The following is a 16,459-nucleotide window of genomic DNA, read 5'->3' on the forward strand; positions in this document are numbered from 1 at the left end:
CCAGACATCATGACCCACGTATTCCACCGCAATCCCCGCCAGACGCTTGCCGTGGCAGTCGCCGGCAAGGGCATCGAGCTCATCGACAGCAATGGCAAGCACTATATCGACGCTTCAGGCGGGGCCGCGGTGTCCTGCCTGGGCCACGGGCATCCCCGTGTGATCGAGGCGATCAAGCAGCAGGTTGACTCGCTCGCTTATGCGCATACGTCGTTCTTCACCACCGAAGTGTCGGAAGAACTGGCCCGCACCTTGGCGCAAGCGGCGCCCGGCGATCTGAACCACGTCTACTTTGTCTCGGGCGGCTCGGAGGCGGTCGAGGCCGCGTTGAAGCTGGCGCGGCAGTATTTCGTGGAGATCGGGCAAACGCAGCGCCGCCACTTCATCGCGCGCCGCCAGAGCTACCACGGCAACACGCTGGGGGCGCTGGCCATTGGCGGCAATGCATGGCGCCGCGAGCCGTTCCTGCCCCTGCTGGTGCCGGCGCACCATGTGGCGCCGTGCTACGCCTATCGCGACCAGGTAGCGGGCGAGACCGACCAGCAGTACGCGCAGCGCCTGGCCGACGAGCTCGAAGCCAAGATCCTCGAGCTCGGCCCGCAGAGCGTCGCCGCGTTTGTGGCGGAGACGGTGGTGGGCGCAACCGCCGGCGCGGTGCCGCCGGTGGCGGACTATCTCAGGCGCATTCGCGCCGTCTGCGACAAGTACGGCGTGCTGCTGATCCTCGACGAAATCATGTCCGGCATGGGCCGCACCGGCTACCTGTTCGCGTGCGAGGAAGATGGCGTGGTGCCCGATATCGTGACCATCGCCAAGGGCCTGGCCGCGGGCTATCAGCCGATCGGCGCGATGATATCGAGTAGCCGCATCTACGACGCGGTGGTGGGCGGCAGCGGCTTCTTCCAGCATGGGCACACGTATATCGGCCATGCCACGGCTTGCGCCGCGGCACTGGCCGTGCAGCGCACCATCACCGAGGACCGTCTGCTGGAAAACGTGCTGGCGCGCGGCGAGCAGCTCCGCGCCCGGCTGCGCAAAACGCTGGGCGGCCACCCCAACGTTGGCGATATCCGCGGCCGCGGCCTCTTTGTCGGCGTGGAGTTCGTGGCCGACCGCGAGACCAAGGCGACGCTGGACCCGGCCCTGAAGATGCATGCCCGGCTCAAGTCCACCGCCATGCAAAATGGGCTGCTGATCTATCCGATGGGCGGCACCGTGGATGGCGTGCGGGGCGACCACGTGCTCTTTGCGCCGCCGTTCATCTGCTCGGCGCAGGACATCGACCGCATCGTCGAGCGCTTTGCCACGTCGGTCCAGGCCGTGTTGCCGGCGACCCACGGCGCGCTCGCCTGAGCCGGGAACGGGGGCGGGGGGCGGCACGGCTGGCCGTATTAGGCCGTGCTATTTGCCGCCGACCGAATACGGCGGCATCTGGTAGCTCCACGTCTCGCTCAGCGTCTTGTCGCCGGACACCAGCGCCGCGCGCATTTCCACCACCTGCTTCGGATCCTTGACCTTGATCCGCAGGTTCAGCCGCCAGCCCTTGATGACGGGATTGGGTTCCACCACCCTGTCGATGATCTCGGCGTTGCTGCTCACGCTGACCTGCGCGCCTACCTGCGTGCCGGGGGGGAGGCTCGCCAGCACGGGGCCTTCGAAGTCGACCACGATGCCGGTGCTGCCATCCAGGTGGCGGATCAGGTTGGCCTGTGTGATTTCTCCCGCGGAGCGCAGCGTCTGCTTGACCGAGGCCAGGTTCTTGTCCATCAGGGCGCGCTCGTCAAGGGTCCAGTGCATCGTGTAGTCCGCCTTCAGGGGCTGGCCCTTGGGCGGCAAACGGTCCGGCGTCCAGAAGGCGACGATGTTGTCGTTGGTCTCGTCAGGCGTGGGGATTTCCACCAGCTCGACCTTGCCCTTGCCCCAGTCGCCCTGGGGTTCGATCCAGGCGCTTGGCCGCAGGTCATAACGGTCCTTCAGGTCTTCATACGAGGAAAACTCCCGGCCCCGCTGGAGCAGGCCGAAGCCCCTGGGGTTGGTGACCTGGAAGGTGCTGATGGCGAGGTTGCGCGGATTGTTCAGCGGGCGCCACAGCCATTCGCCGCTGCCGGTATGGATGGCAAGGCCGTTGGAATCGTGCAGGGCAGGGCGGAAGTTGTACTGGTCGCGCTGCTGGTTCGGCCCGAACAGGAACATGCTGGTCAGTGGCGCCACGCCGAGCTTGGCCACGGGGCCGCGCAGGAAAATACGCGCCTGCACCTTGAGGACCGAGTCCTCGCCGGGGTAGAGATCGAAGCGGTAGGCGCCGGTGGCACGCTGGGAATCGAGCAGCGCATAGAACACCAGGTGCTTGTCCTGTGGGTCGGGCCGCTCGATCCAGAACTCGCGGAAGGCCGGAAACTCCTCTGCGACGGGCAGCCCGGTATCGATGGCCAGGCCGCGGCTGGACAGGCCATAGACCTGGTTCTTGCCGATGACCCTGAAGTAGCTGGCGCCCAGCACGCTCATGATCTCGTCGAGCTTGTCGGCCCGGTTGATCGGGTAGAGCACCCGGAAGCCGGCATAGCCGAGCTTGCTGGTCGCGGACTTGTCCAGCTTCAGGTCGCCGAAGTCGAAGCGCGCAGGGTCGTACTTGATCTCATGGACCGCGCCGCCCACGATCTCGTTGATGCGTACCGGGCTGCCGAACTGCATGCCCTGGTGGTAGAAGCCCAGGCGGAACGGCGTGCCCTGGTCCTTCCACTCCAGGTTATCGCGCTGGGGCTGGATCTTGATGTAGTCGGCAAACTGCATCTGGCTGAATACCGGAGGCAGGTTGCTGACCGGTGCGGCATAGGGCTTGTCGGCCAGGGTCTTGGCGCGGGGCACCACGTCGTCCAGGGAGAACGCGCTGGCCTGGCTGCCCGCCAGCAGCGCCCCTGCGGCTAGCAGCGTTGGCAAGGCGATTTGCATCTTGTTACGAAACGACGCGGCGATGACGGCAAGAACCACGAATCTCTCCAGAAGAACAGGTTAAGCAAGGCTGCCGCGTCACATGCGGCGGCAGCAGATAGTGTAGTGGCGGTAAACTGTGCTCACAGCGCAGAAAGATAAACGATAGCGTATTTCGCTTCGCGTGCCTGTCAGGCAGGCAACGCGCACCACCCGCGGGGCAGCTACCTTGTCGCGCCACCTGGATAACACTCAGATGAGAATGCTCTGTTTGCTGGCCCTCTCGGCCAGCCTGGTTTGTTCGCCGGTTCTTGCCGGCACCGCGCCGGCCGCCGCCGGCGGCAAGAATGCCTTCGTCGCCGATCTCATCGGACGGATGACGCTGGAAGAGAAGATCGGGCAGCTGCGGCTGATCAGCATTGGCGAGGACATGCCCCAGCCCCAGTTGCTCAAGGAGATCGCGGCGGGCCGGGTAGGCGGTACGTTCAACTCGGTAACGCGCAAGGACAACCGCCCGATGCAGCAGGCGGCGGTGGAGCGCAGCCGCCTGAAGATCCCCATCTTCTTCGCCTACGACGTGGTGCACGGGCACCGCACCATCTTCCCGATCAGCCTGGGCCTGGCATCGAGCTGGGACATGGAAACCGTGGCGCAGAGCGCGCGCGTCTCGGCCATCGAAGCCAGCGCGGATGGCCTTGACATGACCTTCGCGCCGATGGTCGACATCTCGCGCGATCCGCGCTGGGGGCGCACGTCGGAAGGGTTTGGCGAGGATCCGTACCTGGTCTCGCTGTGCGCGCAGGCCAGCGTCAGGGGCTTTCAGGGCACCTCCCTGGCCAACGCAGATAGCGTGATGGCGGTGGTCAAGCACTTCGCGCTGTACGGCGCGGTGGAAGGCGGGCGCGACTACAACACGGTCGACATGAGCCCGCTGCGCATGTACCAGGACTACCTGCCGCCGTACCGTGCCGGCATCGATGCCGGCGCCGGCGGCGTCATGATCGCGCTGAACTCGATCAACGGCGTGCCGGCCACGTCCAACACATGGCTGTTGCGTGACCTGCTGCGCAAGACCTGGGGCTTCAAGGGCATCACGGTGAGCGACCACGGGGCCATCGACGAGCTGACCAAGCATGGCGTGGCCAAGGATGCGCGCGAGTCCGCCAAGCTCGCCATCCTGGCCGGCGTCGACATGAGCATGCACGACTCCGCCTACCGGGACCACCTGCCCGAACTGGTGAAGTCCGGCGAAGTGCCCATGCGCGTCATTGACGACGCGGTGCGCGAGATACTGGGCGCCAAGTACGACCTGGGACTGTTCCAGGAGCCCTTCAAGCGCATCGGCGCCGCCGAGCAGGACCCGCCCGACGTCGACGCGCAGAGCCGCCTGCATCGGGAGGCCGCACGCGCCGCCGCGCGCAAGTCGCTGGTGCTGCTCGAGAACCGCGAGCGCACCCTGCCGCTGAAGAAGGCCGGCACGGTCGCGGTCGTCGGGCCGCTGGCCGATGCGCCCATCGACACCATGGGGAGCTGGTCCGCCGCGGGCAAATCCGCGCAGACGGTGACGCTGCTCCAAGGCGTGCGCGACGCGCTCGGCGACAAGGGCCGCGTGGCCTATGCCCGCGGCGCGAACGTGACCGATGACGCTGGCGTGGTCGGGTACCTGAACTTCATGAACTGGGACAAGCCCGAGATTGTCCAGGACAAGCGTGCCCCGGGGGACATGATTGCAGAAGCCGTGGCGGCGGCGCGCGGCGCCGACGTGGTCGTGGTGGCCGTGGGCGAGTCGCGCGGCATGTCGCACGAAGCCTCGAGTCGCACCACCTTGTCGCTGCCGGGCAGCCAGGAGGCGCTGCTCAAGGCGCTCAAGACCACTGGCAAGCCGATGGTGGTGGTGCTGATGAACGGCCGCCCGCTCACCATCAACTGGGTGAAGGACAACGCGGATGCCCTGCTCGAGACCTGGTACGCCGGCACCGAAGGCGGCCATGCCATTGCCGATGTGCTGTTCGGCGACTACAACCCTTCGGGCAAGCTGCCCGTTTCCTTCCCGCGCTCGCTCGGGCAGATCCCCACCTACTACAACCAGCTGCGTATCGGGCGCCCGTTCGTGCCGGGCCAGCCGCCAAACTACACCTCGCAATACTTCGAGGAAGCGTCCGGCCCGCTGTACCCGTTTGGCTACGGACTGAGCTATACGGACTTCAGCGTGTCCGGCATCACGCTGTCGAGCCGCACCATGCCGCGCGGTGGCCGCATCGAGGCGAGCGTGACGGTGAAGAACACCGGGCAGCGCGATGGCGAAACCGTGGTCCAGCTCTATATCCAGGACGTTGCCGCCTCCGTGGTGCGGCCGGTGAAGGAACTGAAGGACTTCCACAAGCTCATGCTCAAGGCCGGCGAGGAGCGCGTGGTACGTTTTGCCCTCGATGAGGACAAGCTGAAGTTCTTCAATGCCAAACTTGAATACGCCGCCGAGCCGGGGGAATTCAAGGTCCAGATCGGGCTGGATTCGCAAGCGGTGCGGGAGCAGGGCTTCGTGCTGCAGTAAGCGGAGAGGGGAGGGCTTGGGAAAGCGCGTTGACTGCGCGCGCGGCCCCGGCCCGCTGGCCTGAATAGGGGTTTATGCCAGCTTTTCGCCGGCGCTGCGTTGCGGTCTACTGAAAGCGAGTTGAGACGTGGCTGGCGTGTGGAACAGATACTGCCGTGCTTTCCACAAATGACCAGCCGTGGATTCCTACTTCAGGAGACAACACCATGGTGACCAAGCAGGACGATGCATTCGTTTTGAAAAACCTTCTCGCGCTGGCGGCAGTGGAAGCGCTAGGCGGCGCGATTGCGCTAGGGTTCGCCTTCAACCTCCTGACCTGACTGGAATATAGCCAGGGACCATCCATCATTGGATATTTGGATAGATATTGGTTCGTCCGACTTTCGTGTGGGTCGATTCATCGCCGAGCTAAATCCAGGGCTGCCGTAGCTCCCCTCTCCCGCATGGCGGGAGAGCAACCGTGTCAAGCTGGCAGTTTGTTTTCCCACGGCTGACCGGTCTTCGCCATGGTATTGAGGACCGTCAGCAGCTTGCGCATGCAGGCAGTCACGGCGAGCTTGAATGGCTTGCCGGTAAGACTCAGGCGCTCATAGAAACTACGGATGGCAGGGTTATGACGAATCGCTGTTACCGTTGCCATGTACAGCACATTGCGCACCTCGGCTCGACCGCCGCGGATGTAGCGTTGTCCCCGGCGCTTGCCGCTGTCGTCGTTAAACGGCGCCACGCCGACCAGCGCTGCGATCTGCTGGCGGTTGAGCTTACCCAACTCGGGCAGTCGCCCCAGCAGGGTGAACACGCTGACTTTGCCAATGCCCGGGACACTGCCAAGCAATTCCACTTTGTGCTTCCATACGTCGCTGGTGCGCAGCTTGTGGGTCATATCGATATCGAGCGACTTGATGCGGGCGTCCAACCATTCGATATGCTCTTTCAGACTCTTGATGGCAAGCGGCGGCGCAGTGGCGACACGAGCCTTCTCTTGCGCCCGCATGACCACCAGCTGGCTGCGCCGATCCAACAGGTCAGCAAATTCGCGCTGCGCCTCATCGGGCAGCGGACGCACTGGCGGCCGGATCTGCTGGGCAAAACGCGCCAGCACGCGAGCATCGAGCCGGTCGGTCTTGGCCAGAATCCCGCAAGCTTTAGCGAAGTCGCGCACCTGCTTGGGGTTGACAACCGCGACCGGCAATCCGGCACCGGCCAGCGCGATACTGACGCTGGTTTCATAACCGCCTGTCGCCTCGAGCACGATGCGATCGATTTGACCTTCATCGTTATGCTCGGCCAGGTATGCCAGCAGCGAAGCGATACCCGCTTCGTCATTGATGAACTGCAAGCTCGCGCTGTCAGGCAAAGAGTCCAGATCCAGCGTGTTCTTGCTAACGTCGATTCCTACAACCTTGATATCCATTCGGCTTATCCCATCCTTGTGACCATTCGGCGTACTGCCATCCAACCGTTCGGGCTTAGGCTAAACGCTATCAAAAAATGGAAGCCTCGATCCTCGCTCTCCCTCGAACTTGGGCTTTCGCCCAGGGCATGGGGCCATCGATCTGAGGCTTCCAGGACATATTGTCCGACATACAAGGGGTTGGGGGAGAGGGCGGGCCTGCGCAAGAGCGAGGCGCATCACGTTGAGCTAGCGCCCACCCTCTCCCCCGGCCCCTCTCCCATTTCATGGGAGAGGGGAGAAAATCAGCGTTTTGCTTCCCGCCACTTGCACTCGCGCGCAGTACCCACACGAAAGCCGGATGCACCAAATATCAAAGCTCTCCGGCACTGGCCTGGTTCTGGCCAGCTCGCCGGGGAACTCGCCCTGATCCTGCCTTGAGGGCCAGCGCCGTCAGCTCAGTTCAGGCTTCCCGGGTTTTGCGCCGCAGCGCGCTGTTTGGACTTGGCCGCCCAGTACGCGCCAATCTGCTTCTGCGTGATCTCGCCCTTCTTCTTGGCGTCGATCGCGTCGAAGTTCTTGTAGACCTCGGGCATGCCCGCCTGCGCTTCCTCTTTCGTCAGCTTGCCGTCGTGATTGGTATCGGCAGCAGCGAATTTCTCCGCGAATTTTGTCTTGGCTTCCTTTGCATTCATCGGCTGCTGTTGCGCGCCGACGCTGCCGGCCGCGAAAAAGGCGAGCAGCGCCAGGCTGGTTGTTGATACTAGCCGTGCAATCATTAGTGTCTCCTTGAGTACTTCGATGGTGAGGCCCGCCGGTCCGGCGGATATCCGCAATCGGTGGGCATTTGCAGGAATCGGGGAGTAATCGATCCCCCAGATCCTTGGCTATGATCATCGTCGGCTTTCCTGTGTTCGGGAATTTAGATATTTCCGGATCTGATATTAGAATTTTCCCAATTCAAGGTGGCGAGCCGGGTAATCCCTGCCACCTTTTAAAACACGCCGGGAATAACGCGATATCGCACATTGGCCTGATACGCGCGATAAGCGGGATCCTGGCCCAGTAGTTGTTCTTCCCTGAACATCCGGCCCGTTTGCAACGCATAAAGGCCGCCGTAGAGCAGTGCATTGCGCCAGCCGAAGTTGGCCAGCAGGAAGCCAAGGTCTGTCACCAGGTAGCTGAGATAGATGGGGTGGCGCACGAGCCGGTACGCGCCGCGCGATACCACGCCGCGATTGGCGGGCAGGATGCCGAAGGAGCCGCGCAGCGAGAGCTTGGCGAATAGCTGGAACAGGATGCCGGTGATTTCCAGCGTGGCGCCGACTGTTTCGGGGACAAGGCGAACGCCGGGGTCGAGCTCGATCCCGAGATAGTAGAAGCTGCCGCCAATCGACATCACAAAGCTCAAGGGGCGCATGTCGCGCTTTTCGGGGATCCGCGAGAACAACGACAAGCCTACGGTCAGCACCGTGGCAACCACGAGCAGCAGCAAGGTGATGCGCTCGGGCGCCAGGCGCCACTGCGCGTACGCGCTATAGGCGAACAGGCTCAGCAACAGGACGACGCAGAGGCGCGCGGACACCTCCATCACCATCTCACGCACTTGCGGCCGGATGAATCTGGCGGTGAATCCACCGCCGTTGCGCGCATTGACCCGATTGGCGCTACGCGACTTTGCGTCGCTATCGTTATGCATTCCCTGAGACCTCTCTGTTTTTATAAGGCAAGCCTGCATGACCCGCGCGGGATATCGTCATGCCGCGTCGCATGGATTCAGCGTGCCAATCGTGAGCAGAGATTACGCCGGGATGCGGGTGCAACCCATATCCCCCTAACGAGGGGACAACCTTGCGCCTCGCGTGTCAGGCAGCCGCGGGGCGCGCCGGAGAGTGGGGCCGTCGTGCAAGGCGGCGGCGGGCGGAATGTGCGCCTGCCTACACCTTGCACCCCGACGCCGCCTCGCTGATGTACTCGGCGAGCCGGCTTGCCACCGGCTGGCGGCTATGGCGCGGCCGCTCCACCAGGCCGATCTCGCGGTGAAAGGTATCGTCGCCAAGCGGCAGGGCAGTCACGCCGTGCGGCCAAGGGCCTTGCGCCGCCGTTTGCGGAATCAGCGCCACGCCAAGGCCGCGCGCCACCAGTCGCACGATGCCCTGCAGCTCGTCCAGCTCGATGGCGTCCTGTACCGCCAGCCGCGACTGTCGCAGGAACTGGTCGACCAGCCGGCCACCGAACGAGCTGCGGTCATAGCGGATAAAGGGCGCGGATTCCAGCGCGTCGCTCCACGCCTGGCCTGCCATGGCAGCCGGCGCCAGCAGCACGAACGGCTCCATCACCAGCGTGCGCCACTCCAGCTCCGACGGCAGCGCAAAGGGCGGCCGGATCATCACCGCGATATCGATCTCGCCCGCATCCACCTGGCCAAGCAGGTTCAGGGACACACCCGGCACAACGCGGATCCTGCAGCCGGGCAGCTCGGCGCGGAAGGCGGCCACGGCGTCGATCAGGAACGACACCTGTGCCGAGGCGATCGATCCCACCCGCACCATGCCGCTGCGCTCCGTGGCGCCGCCGTGCTCGCCAATGCGCGCATAGAGCGCCATCAGTTCCTCCGCCAGCGCCAGGGTTTCCCGGCCGGCGGCGTTTAGCCGCGCCGAGCGGCCCGTGCGGTCGAACAGGGCGAAGCCAAGCTCTTGCTCCAGGCGGTGGATCTGCGCGCTGACAGCCGACTGGGTCAGCCCGATGCGCGCGCCCGCGCTGGCGAAAGTGCCGTGCCGGGCTACGGCGATAAAGGTCTTGAATTCGCGCAGCATGATCGTTTCATCAATTTTCGTGTAGCTAAGGTCAAAAATATATCGCTTTTTTTAATTGGTTGCCATGCCTAGACTTTCCCTCATTGGTGCACCGGCCGGAACGTTACCGGCGGCGTGCCAAGAACCGACCCCCACAACACTTCAAACACTTCGATCCCCAAGCGCCATGAGCGAAATCACTCCCGTCCTCGCCCCGTTCCACCTTGCCTTCCCCGTCCACAGCATCGCCGCCGCGCGCGAGTTCTACGGCGACCTGCTGGGCTGCCCCGAAGGGCGCAGCGCGCCGGACTGGGTGGACTTCAACTTCTACGGCCACCAGATCGTGGCCCACCTGGCGCCGGAAGAAGCGGGCCACCGCCACACCAGCGCCGTCGATGGCGATGCTGTGCCGGTGCGCCACTTTGGCGTGGTGCTGCCGATGGACCAGTGGCATGTCGCCGCCGACAAGCTCAAGGCCGCCAACCTGTCGTTCATCATCGAGCCGCATATCCGCTTCAAGGGCGAGGTAGGCGAGCAGGCCACGATGTTCTTCCTCGACCCGTCGGGCAACGCGCTGGAGCTCAAGGCCTTTGCCAATATCGCTTCGCTGTTCGCCAAGTAACACCAACGTCGGATCCGCGCCAGACCAGAGTGAGACCGGCCACAAGGCCGGCCGCCGCACGCGGGGCAGGGCTTGCCCGCCCCGCGTGCATCGCCCCCACGCAGTAGCTGCAAGAGTTAGTCGATATGCGAAGAATCCTGGTTGCCAACCGTGGCGAGATCGCCTGCCGCATCATCCGCGCCGCGCAGGCGCTTGGCATGGAAACCGTGGCCGTGCATTCCGCCGCCGATGCCGGCGCGTTGCACTGCCAGATGGCCGACATTGCCGTCCCGGTAGGTCCCGCGCCGGCGGCGCAGAGCTACCTGAACGTGGAAGCGGTGCTCGCCGCGGGCACGGCGCACGGCGCCGACGGCGTGCACCCCGGCTATGGCTTCCTCTCCGAGAACACCGCGTTTGCCCGTGCGGCGCAAGCGCTAGGCATGCAGTGGATCGGCCCGTCCGTCGAGTCGATCGAGAACATGGGCGACAAGAACCGCGCCCGCGATATTGCCGCCGCGTGCGGTGTGCCGGTGCTGCCCGGCAGTATCCGCTTCCTGCCCGAAGACCTGTCGCGCTTGCACGCCGAGGCCCGGCGCGTTGGCTATCCCGTGCTGGTCAAAGCCGCCGGCGGCGGTGGCGGTATCGGCATGAAGCGCGTCGATGGGCCGGACACGCTGGCGGCCACGGTGGCGTCCACGCAGGCGCTGGCCCTGAAGGCCTTTGGCGACGCCAGCATCTACCTGGAGCGCTACGTGCCGCGCGCCCGGCATATCGAGGTGCAGGTATTTGGCTACGGTGACGGCACGGCGGTGCACCTGTTCGAGCGCGAGTGCTCGGTGCAGCGCCGCTTCCAGAAGATCATCGAAGAAAGCCCGGCGCCCAATGTGCCGGCCGCCGTGCTGGCCAGCATGAGCGCGGCGGCGGTGGCGCTGGCCGCGCACCAGCGCTACAGCGGCGCGGGCACGGTCGAGTTCATCCTCGACGCGGACAGCGGCGAGTTCTTCTTCCTGGAGATGAACACGCGCATCCAGGTGGAACATGGCGTGACCGAGGCCATCACCGGCTGGGACCTGGTGCAGGCGCAGATCCGGCTCGCCGCCGGCACGCTCGCACCCAGCGCGCAGCAGGATATCCGGCGCGCCGGCGCGGCCATCGAGTGCCGGCTGTATGCCGAGAACCCGGCGCGCCATTTCATGCCATCGCCGGGCAAGCTGGCGCGCTTTTGCCTGCCGGCGGGCATGGCCGGGCTGCGCGTGGACACTGGCGTGCGCGAGGGCGATGCCATCACGCCGTTCTACGATCCGATGATCGCCAAGCTGATTGCCTATGGCACCGACCGCGAAGCCGCCATCGCCACCATGCAGGCGGCGCTCGGCGCAACCGTGATCGAAGGCATCCGGCACAACGCCGCGTTCCTTGGCTGCGTGCTGGACCATGCGGACTTCCGTGCCGGCCGCGTCGATACCGGTTTTGTGGAGCGCGAGCTGGCGGCGCTGGTGGGCGAGTCCGCCGCGCCGGTGGCTGTGCCCGCGCCATCCGCCGTGGAGGTGCGGGCATGATCGCGCAAGATATGGAACACGCCGCGCCGGCCGCGCAAACGTCCTGGCGGATCGCGCCGTCCGGCGATCGCTGCCTGATTGTGGAGTTCGGCACGGCGGCGGATATCGCCATCAACCGCCAAGCGTGCGCGGCAGCGGCGCGGATCGCCGCCGCTGCCCTGCCCGGCGTGACCGACATCGTGCCCGCCCTGACCACCGTGGGCGTGCACTACAAGCCGCTTGCCGTGGCCCGCGCGACGGGTACCAGCGCCCCGTTCGAGGCGCTCTCGGCCATGATCGGCGAACTCCTGCGCGAAGGGCTTTCGTCAAGCGCGGGCGCGCCGCTGGTGATCGATATTCCCGTCTGCTATGGCGGCGAGCATGGTCCCGACCTGGACGATGTGGCAGCCACCTGCGGCCTGTCGCCCGAGCAGGTCATCGCGCTGCATGGCACCGAGCCGGTCGATGTGCTGATGCTGGGATTCGCGCCGGGGCATCCCTATGTGGGCCGCTTCGACGCGCGCCTTTCGCCGCCGCGCCGCGGCACGCCGCGTACCGCGGTGGCGGCGGGCTCGATTGGCCTTGCCAATCGGCAGACCGTGATCTATCCCATGACCTTGCCGGGCGGCTGGAACCTGATCGGGCGTACGCCCGTGGCGCTGTTTGACCCGCATCGCGCGTCGCCGTGCCTGCTGGCCGCCGGCGATCGTGTGCGCTTCGTGCCGATCTCTTCCGAGGTATTCGAATCCATGCAGGCGGACGCGAGTGTGCAGCCATGAGCATTGAAGTCATCAAGCCTGGTGCGTTGAGCACCTTCCAGGATCTCGGCCGCAACGGCTACCAGCAACTCGGCGTGCCGGCCAACGGCGCCATGGACGAGCGCGCCCACCGGCTGGCGAACGCGCTGGCCGGCAACGCCGCGGCAGAAGCCACGCTGGAGATCACGCTGATGGGCCCCACGCTGCTGTTCCATGTGCCGGCCGTGATCGCCGTGTGCGGCGCGGACCTGGATGCCACGCTCGACGGCGCGCCCGTGCCGGTGAACCGTGCGGTGCCCGTCGCCGCAGGCGCGGTGCTGGCCTTCGGCAAGCGCCGGGGCGGCTTGCGTGCTTACCTTGCGGCGCAGGGCGGCTTTGCGCTGACGCCGGTCATGGGCAGTTGCAGCACCTTTGTGCGCGGCGGCTATGGCGGCGCGGCCGGCAAGCCGTTGCGCAAGGGCGACCGCATTGCCTTGCGCGGCGGCGTGGCCGCACCGGTCCGCGATGCCGCTCTCCCGGTGTTTCCGGCGTTTCCGGCCGATGTCCTCACCGCGCCCGATCAGCCTGTGCGCGTCGTCGCCGGGCGCGAATGGGCGCGTTTCTCGGATGCGGCCAGGCATGCGCTCGTCAGCGAGCCGTTTCGCATTGGCGCGCAATCGGACCGCATGGGCTATCGCCTGGAAGGCACGCCGCTCGCGCTGGCCGTGCCTGGCGAGATGCTGTCCGAGGCCGTGGCCTTCGGCACGATCCAGGTGCCCCCCGACGGCCAGCCCATCGTGCTGATGGCGGACCGCCAGACCACCGGCGGCTATCCCAAGATTGCCCATGTGTGCGCGGTGGACTTGCCGCGCCTGGCGCAGAAGATGCCGGGCGAGGCGGTGCGCTTTGCCTTGATCGATCTGCAGCAAGCCCAGCGCCTTGCCATGCTGCAGGACGCAGTATTCGAAGCCATGGATACGGCAACGGCAGGGGAGCACGCGCATGGCTGAGATCGATTTCAACAGCGATATGGGCGAGAGCTTCGGCATCTACCGCCTTGGCGACGATGCGGCCGTGCTGCCGCATGTCACCTCCGCCAATATTGCCTGCGGTTTTCACGCGGGCGATGCGCAGACCATGGCAGCCACCGTGCGCGCCGCCACCGCGCTCGGCGTCTCGCTCGGCGCGCATCCGGGTTTTCCGGATCTGCAGGGCTTTGGGCGGCGCGCCATGCAGCTCGGCCGCGAGGAGATCTACAACATCACGGTCTGCCAGGTTGGCGCCCTGCAGGCGTTTGCCGCCGCGGCCGGCAGCCGGCTTGCGCATGTGAAGCCGCACGGCGCGCTGTACAACCAGGCCGCGCGCGATGGCGTCATGGCGCGCGCGCTGTGCGAGGCGGTGCGCGATGTGGATCCGTCGCTGGTGTTCTACGGCCTGGCCGGCTCCGCGCTGGTCACGGCCGCGCGCGAGGCCGGACTCGCGGTGGCGCAGGAGGTGTTTGCCGACCGCACGTATCAGGACGATGGCTCGCTGACCCCCCGCAGCCATCCCGCCGCCATGATCACCGATGTGGAGGCATCCATCGCGCAGGTATTGCGCATGGTGCGCGACGGCGTGGTGCGCTCGCTGGGCGGCGTGGACGTGCCGGTCCGGGCGGACACGCTCTGCATCCACGGCGACCAGCCGGGCGCGGCCGGGTTTGCCCGCCGCATCCGCGCCGCGCTGGAGGCGGAGGGCATCACGGTGCGCGCACCGCAATCACGATAGCTACGGACAAACAGAATATGCCCCACACAAAATCCCCCATATCCATCGTGGCAGACACGGCCGGCACCCTCTGGAAACTCGTGGCGCAGCCCGGCGAGATGCAGGTAAAGGATGCCACGCTGCTGATTATCGAATCCATGAAAATGGAAATACCGATCGAGGCCGGATCGGCGGGTTATATCGAATCGTATTGCGTGGCCGAAGGTGACATGGTGGAAGAAGGCCAGGTATTGGCCAGCTTTATTCCTGCTGCCTGAAACGCGCTGTTGATATAGCTGTAAATTCGCCGCTGACATTGATCTGGTGGCGTGGGCCGGGCCGCACGGCCTGGCTGTTTTCTCAATGATCCCGTGGATTTGGAAATAAATCACCAGCTGGCTGCGGACGATACCGGTTTCGGTGCGTTCACTGCCCCAGGCGGGACGGCAGGTTCATTGTTGTGGTGCGGCGGGGCGCATTAAATCCCCGAATCAGATGGCTTTTTTTAGTCAGGAATCGTAACGCCCGGAATTCCGTGTTTTTAACGAAATAATCGCTGGCATGCTTGTTGCAAAGTATCCGGTGTAATCGATGAAGCATGAATCCCGGTGGCTTTAAAGGCCCGCGATTCCCGGCAGGTGGTTAGCTCTCCGGAAATAAAAACAAGACGCGAGCCCGGCCTGTGCACCAGGAAGTTTCAGGCACAGGAAGGCCATCGCGGCAGGTGTTCGTGCTTCAGCGCTGGTTCATCCAGGGGTTTCACCACGCCTGGACTGGATTTTCTACCCCGTTGCATCCTGGAAACTGACAACATGTCCAACGCCCCCACCTCATCCCTGCCGATGCCCGACGCGGCGCCGGCATCCGCCCCTGCCACGGCGCCGGCAACCGGCAATGCCGTCGCCCGCAAAGCCGCCATGGCCGCCGCCGCCGGTACCGCCATCGAGTATTACGAGTTCGGCGTGTACGGCTATATGGCCTCTACCATTGGCCCGCTGTTCTTTCCTAGCGACAGCGCCACGGCTTCGCTGCTGGCCATCCTGGCCGTGTTCGGCAGCGCCTTCCTGATGCGCCCGATCGGCGGCATCGTGCTTGGGCGCCTGGGCGACCGCGTTGGCCGCCGTGCCGTGCTGCTGGTCACCGTGATCGGCATGGGCATTGCCACCGGCATCATCGGCCTGCTGCCGGTGGCCGCCAGCGCGGGCATCGTGGCGCCGCTGCTGTTGTTGGCCATCCGCCTGGCGCAAGGCTTCTTCGCCGGCGGCGAAGTCACCGGCGCGGCCGCCTATGTGGCCGAATCCGCGCCCAAGGGCAAGCGCGGCTTCTACGGCGCCTTCACACCGGTGGGCGTGGCCGTGGGCGGCGCGCTGGCCGCGACCGTGTGCGGCATCACCACCGGCTTGCTGGAGCCCGCGCAGATGCAGGCGTGGGGCTGGCGCATTCCGTTCCTGATGGCGATCCCGATGGTGGTGATCTCGTCGATGGTGCGCAAGCGCGTGGAAGAGTCCGTGGCCTTCAAGCAGTTCCAGGCACACAGCGAGCCGCCCAAGGCGCCGCTCAAGGAAGTCTTCACCGCGCACATGCCCGCCGTGGTCAAGGTGGTGCTGCTGTCCTTCGGCCAGAACGTGGGCTACTGGGTGGGGCTGGTGTTCATGAACATCTACATGACCACCTATCTCAAGTACGACAAGGCAACGGTGTACTGGATCATGGCGTTCGTCAGCCTGACCATGGCCATGCTGATGCCGCTGTGGGGCGGGCTGTCCGACCGGCTCGGCCGGCGCAAGGTGCTTGCCATCGGCTTTTGTGCCTACATGGTGCTGGTATTGCCGATGATGATGCTGATGGACAACCACAGCATCGGCCTGGCCTTCCTCGCCATGATGGTGGTGGCGCTGCCCATGCCTATCGTGCAGTCCGTCGGCTACCCGACCTATGCCGAGCAGTTCCCGACCCGCGTGCGCTACACCGGCATGGCGTTCAGCTTCAACATCGGCGCCATCCTCGGCGGCGGGCTCACGCCGTATGTGGCCACCGCGCTGATCGGCAGCACCGGCAACCTGCTCAGCCCGGCCTACCTGCTCATGGGCGGCGCGGCAGTCAGCCTGCTGGCCCTGCTGGGCGTGAAGGAAACCGCCCGCCAGGCCCTCGACTGATGACGGACCGCAAC

At 65.4% G+C, this 16,459-nt stretch carries 14 protein-coding genes; 9 read left to right on the forward strand and 5 right to left on the reverse strand.

The genetic code is table 11. The annotated features are described in order from the left end of the window. The first annotated feature begins 9 nt into the window (after positions 1-9). Positions 10-1,353 carry an aspartate aminotransferase family protein gene (locus ACX12D_RS22260; RefSeq protein ID WP_459375664.1) on the forward strand — a complete coding sequence of 448 codons (1,344 nt, stop codon included), beginning with the start codon at positions 10-12 and terminating at the stop codon, positions 1,351-1,353. 48 nt (positions 1,354-1,401) lie between these two features. Here ACX12D_RS22260 and ACX12D_RS22265 read toward each other — a convergent pair whose 3' ends face one another. Next, entirely contained in the window at positions 1,402-2,949 is a 1,548-nt protein-coding gene (locus ACX12D_RS22265; protein WP_459376486.1) for a glucan biosynthesis protein G, read from the reverse strand. A 241-nt stretch (positions 2,950-3,190) separates the two neighbouring features. Here ACX12D_RS22265 and bglX point away from each other — a divergent pair, with 241 nt between their 5' ends. Beyond that, positions 3,191-5,479, forward strand: coding sequence for a beta-glucosidase BglX (gene bglX, locus ACX12D_RS22270; RefSeq protein WP_459376487.1), 2,289 nt, complete (start codon positions 3,191-3,193; stop codon positions 5,477-5,479). Positions 5,480-5,942: 463 nt separating this feature from the next. Here the strand turns inward: bglX and ACX12D_RS22275 are convergent, their stop codons facing one another. From ACX12D_RS22275 to ACX12D_RS22290, 4 genes are all read right to left on the reverse strand, one after another. Then, positions 5,943-6,893 carry an IS110 family transposase gene (locus tag ACX12D_RS22275; protein ID WP_459371816.1) on the reverse strand — a complete coding sequence of 317 codons (951 nt, stop codon included), beginning with the start codon at positions 6,891-6,893 and terminating at the stop codon, positions 5,943-5,945. A gap of 437 nt (positions 6,894-7,330) precedes the next feature. Continuing rightward, complete coding sequence (locus ACX12D_RS22280; RefSeq protein ID WP_459376488.1) at positions 7,331-7,651, reverse strand: EF-hand domain-containing protein; 321 nt, start codon at positions 7,649-7,651, stop codon at positions 7,331-7,333. Between the two features lie 215 nt (positions 7,652-7,866). Further along, the gene (locus tag ACX12D_RS22285) at positions 7,867-8,571 is read right to left on the reverse strand and encodes a methyltransferase family protein (protein WP_459375665.1); all 705 of its coding nucleotides are present in this window, start codon (positions 8,569-8,571) and stop codon (positions 7,867-7,869) included. A 238-nt stretch (positions 8,572-8,809) separates the two neighbouring features. Then, positions 8,810-9,688: a LysR family transcriptional regulator gene (locus tag ACX12D_RS22290; protein WP_459375666.1), complete on the reverse strand. Its 879-nt coding sequence runs from the start codon at positions 9,686-9,688 to the stop codon at positions 8,810-8,812. A 166-nt stretch (positions 9,689-9,854) separates the two neighbouring features. Here ACX12D_RS22290 and ACX12D_RS22295 point away from each other — a divergent pair, with 166 nt between their 5' ends. From ACX12D_RS22295 to ACX12D_RS22325, 7 genes are all read left to right on the forward strand, one after another. Continuing rightward, the gene (locus ACX12D_RS22295) at positions 9,855-10,289 is read left to right on the forward strand and encodes a VOC family protein (RefSeq protein ID WP_253930999.1); all 435 of its coding nucleotides are present in this window, start codon (positions 9,855-9,857) and stop codon (positions 10,287-10,289) included. Positions 10,290-10,414: 125 nt separating this feature from the next. Then, the gene (locus ACX12D_RS22300) at positions 10,415-11,827 is read left to right on the forward strand and encodes an acetyl-CoA carboxylase biotin carboxylase subunit (protein ID WP_459375667.1); all 1,413 of its coding nucleotides are present in this window, start codon (positions 10,415-10,417) and stop codon (positions 11,825-11,827) included. Continuing rightward, a complete protein-coding gene (gene pxpB, locus ACX12D_RS22305) occupies positions 11,824-12,585 on the forward strand; it encodes a 5-oxoprolinase subunit PxpB (RefSeq protein ID WP_459375668.1) in 762 nt (253 codons plus the stop codon). Before ACX12D_RS22300 ends, pxpB begins: the two co-directional genes overlap by 4 nt. Beyond that, a complete protein-coding gene (locus ACX12D_RS22310; RefSeq protein ID WP_459375669.1) occupies positions 12,582-13,553 on the forward strand; it encodes a 5-oxoprolinase subunit C family protein in 972 nt (323 codons plus the stop codon). The genes pxpB and ACX12D_RS22310 overlap by 4 nt, the downstream gene beginning before the upstream one ends. Continuing rightward, positions 13,546-14,310: a LamB/YcsF family protein gene (locus tag ACX12D_RS22315; RefSeq protein ID WP_459375670.1), complete on the forward strand. Its 765-nt coding sequence runs from the start codon at positions 13,546-13,548 to the stop codon at positions 14,308-14,310. Before ACX12D_RS22310 ends, ACX12D_RS22315 begins: the two co-directional genes overlap by 8 nt. 17 nt (positions 14,311-14,327) lie before the next feature. Next, complete coding sequence (locus ACX12D_RS22320; protein ID WP_459375671.1) at positions 14,328-14,567, forward strand: acyl-CoA carboxylase biotin carboxyl carrier protein subunit; 240 nt, start codon at positions 14,328-14,330, stop codon at positions 14,565-14,567. 534 nt (positions 14,568-15,101) lie between these two features. After that, the gene (locus ACX12D_RS22325; protein WP_459375672.1) at positions 15,102-16,445 is read left to right on the forward strand and encodes an MFS transporter; all 1,344 of its coding nucleotides are present in this window, start codon (positions 15,102-15,104) and stop codon (positions 16,443-16,445) included. Positions 16,446-16,459 lie beyond the last annotated feature (14 nt).

The sequence above is a fragment of the Cupriavidus sp. PET2-C1 genome (genome assembly GCF_054515855.1).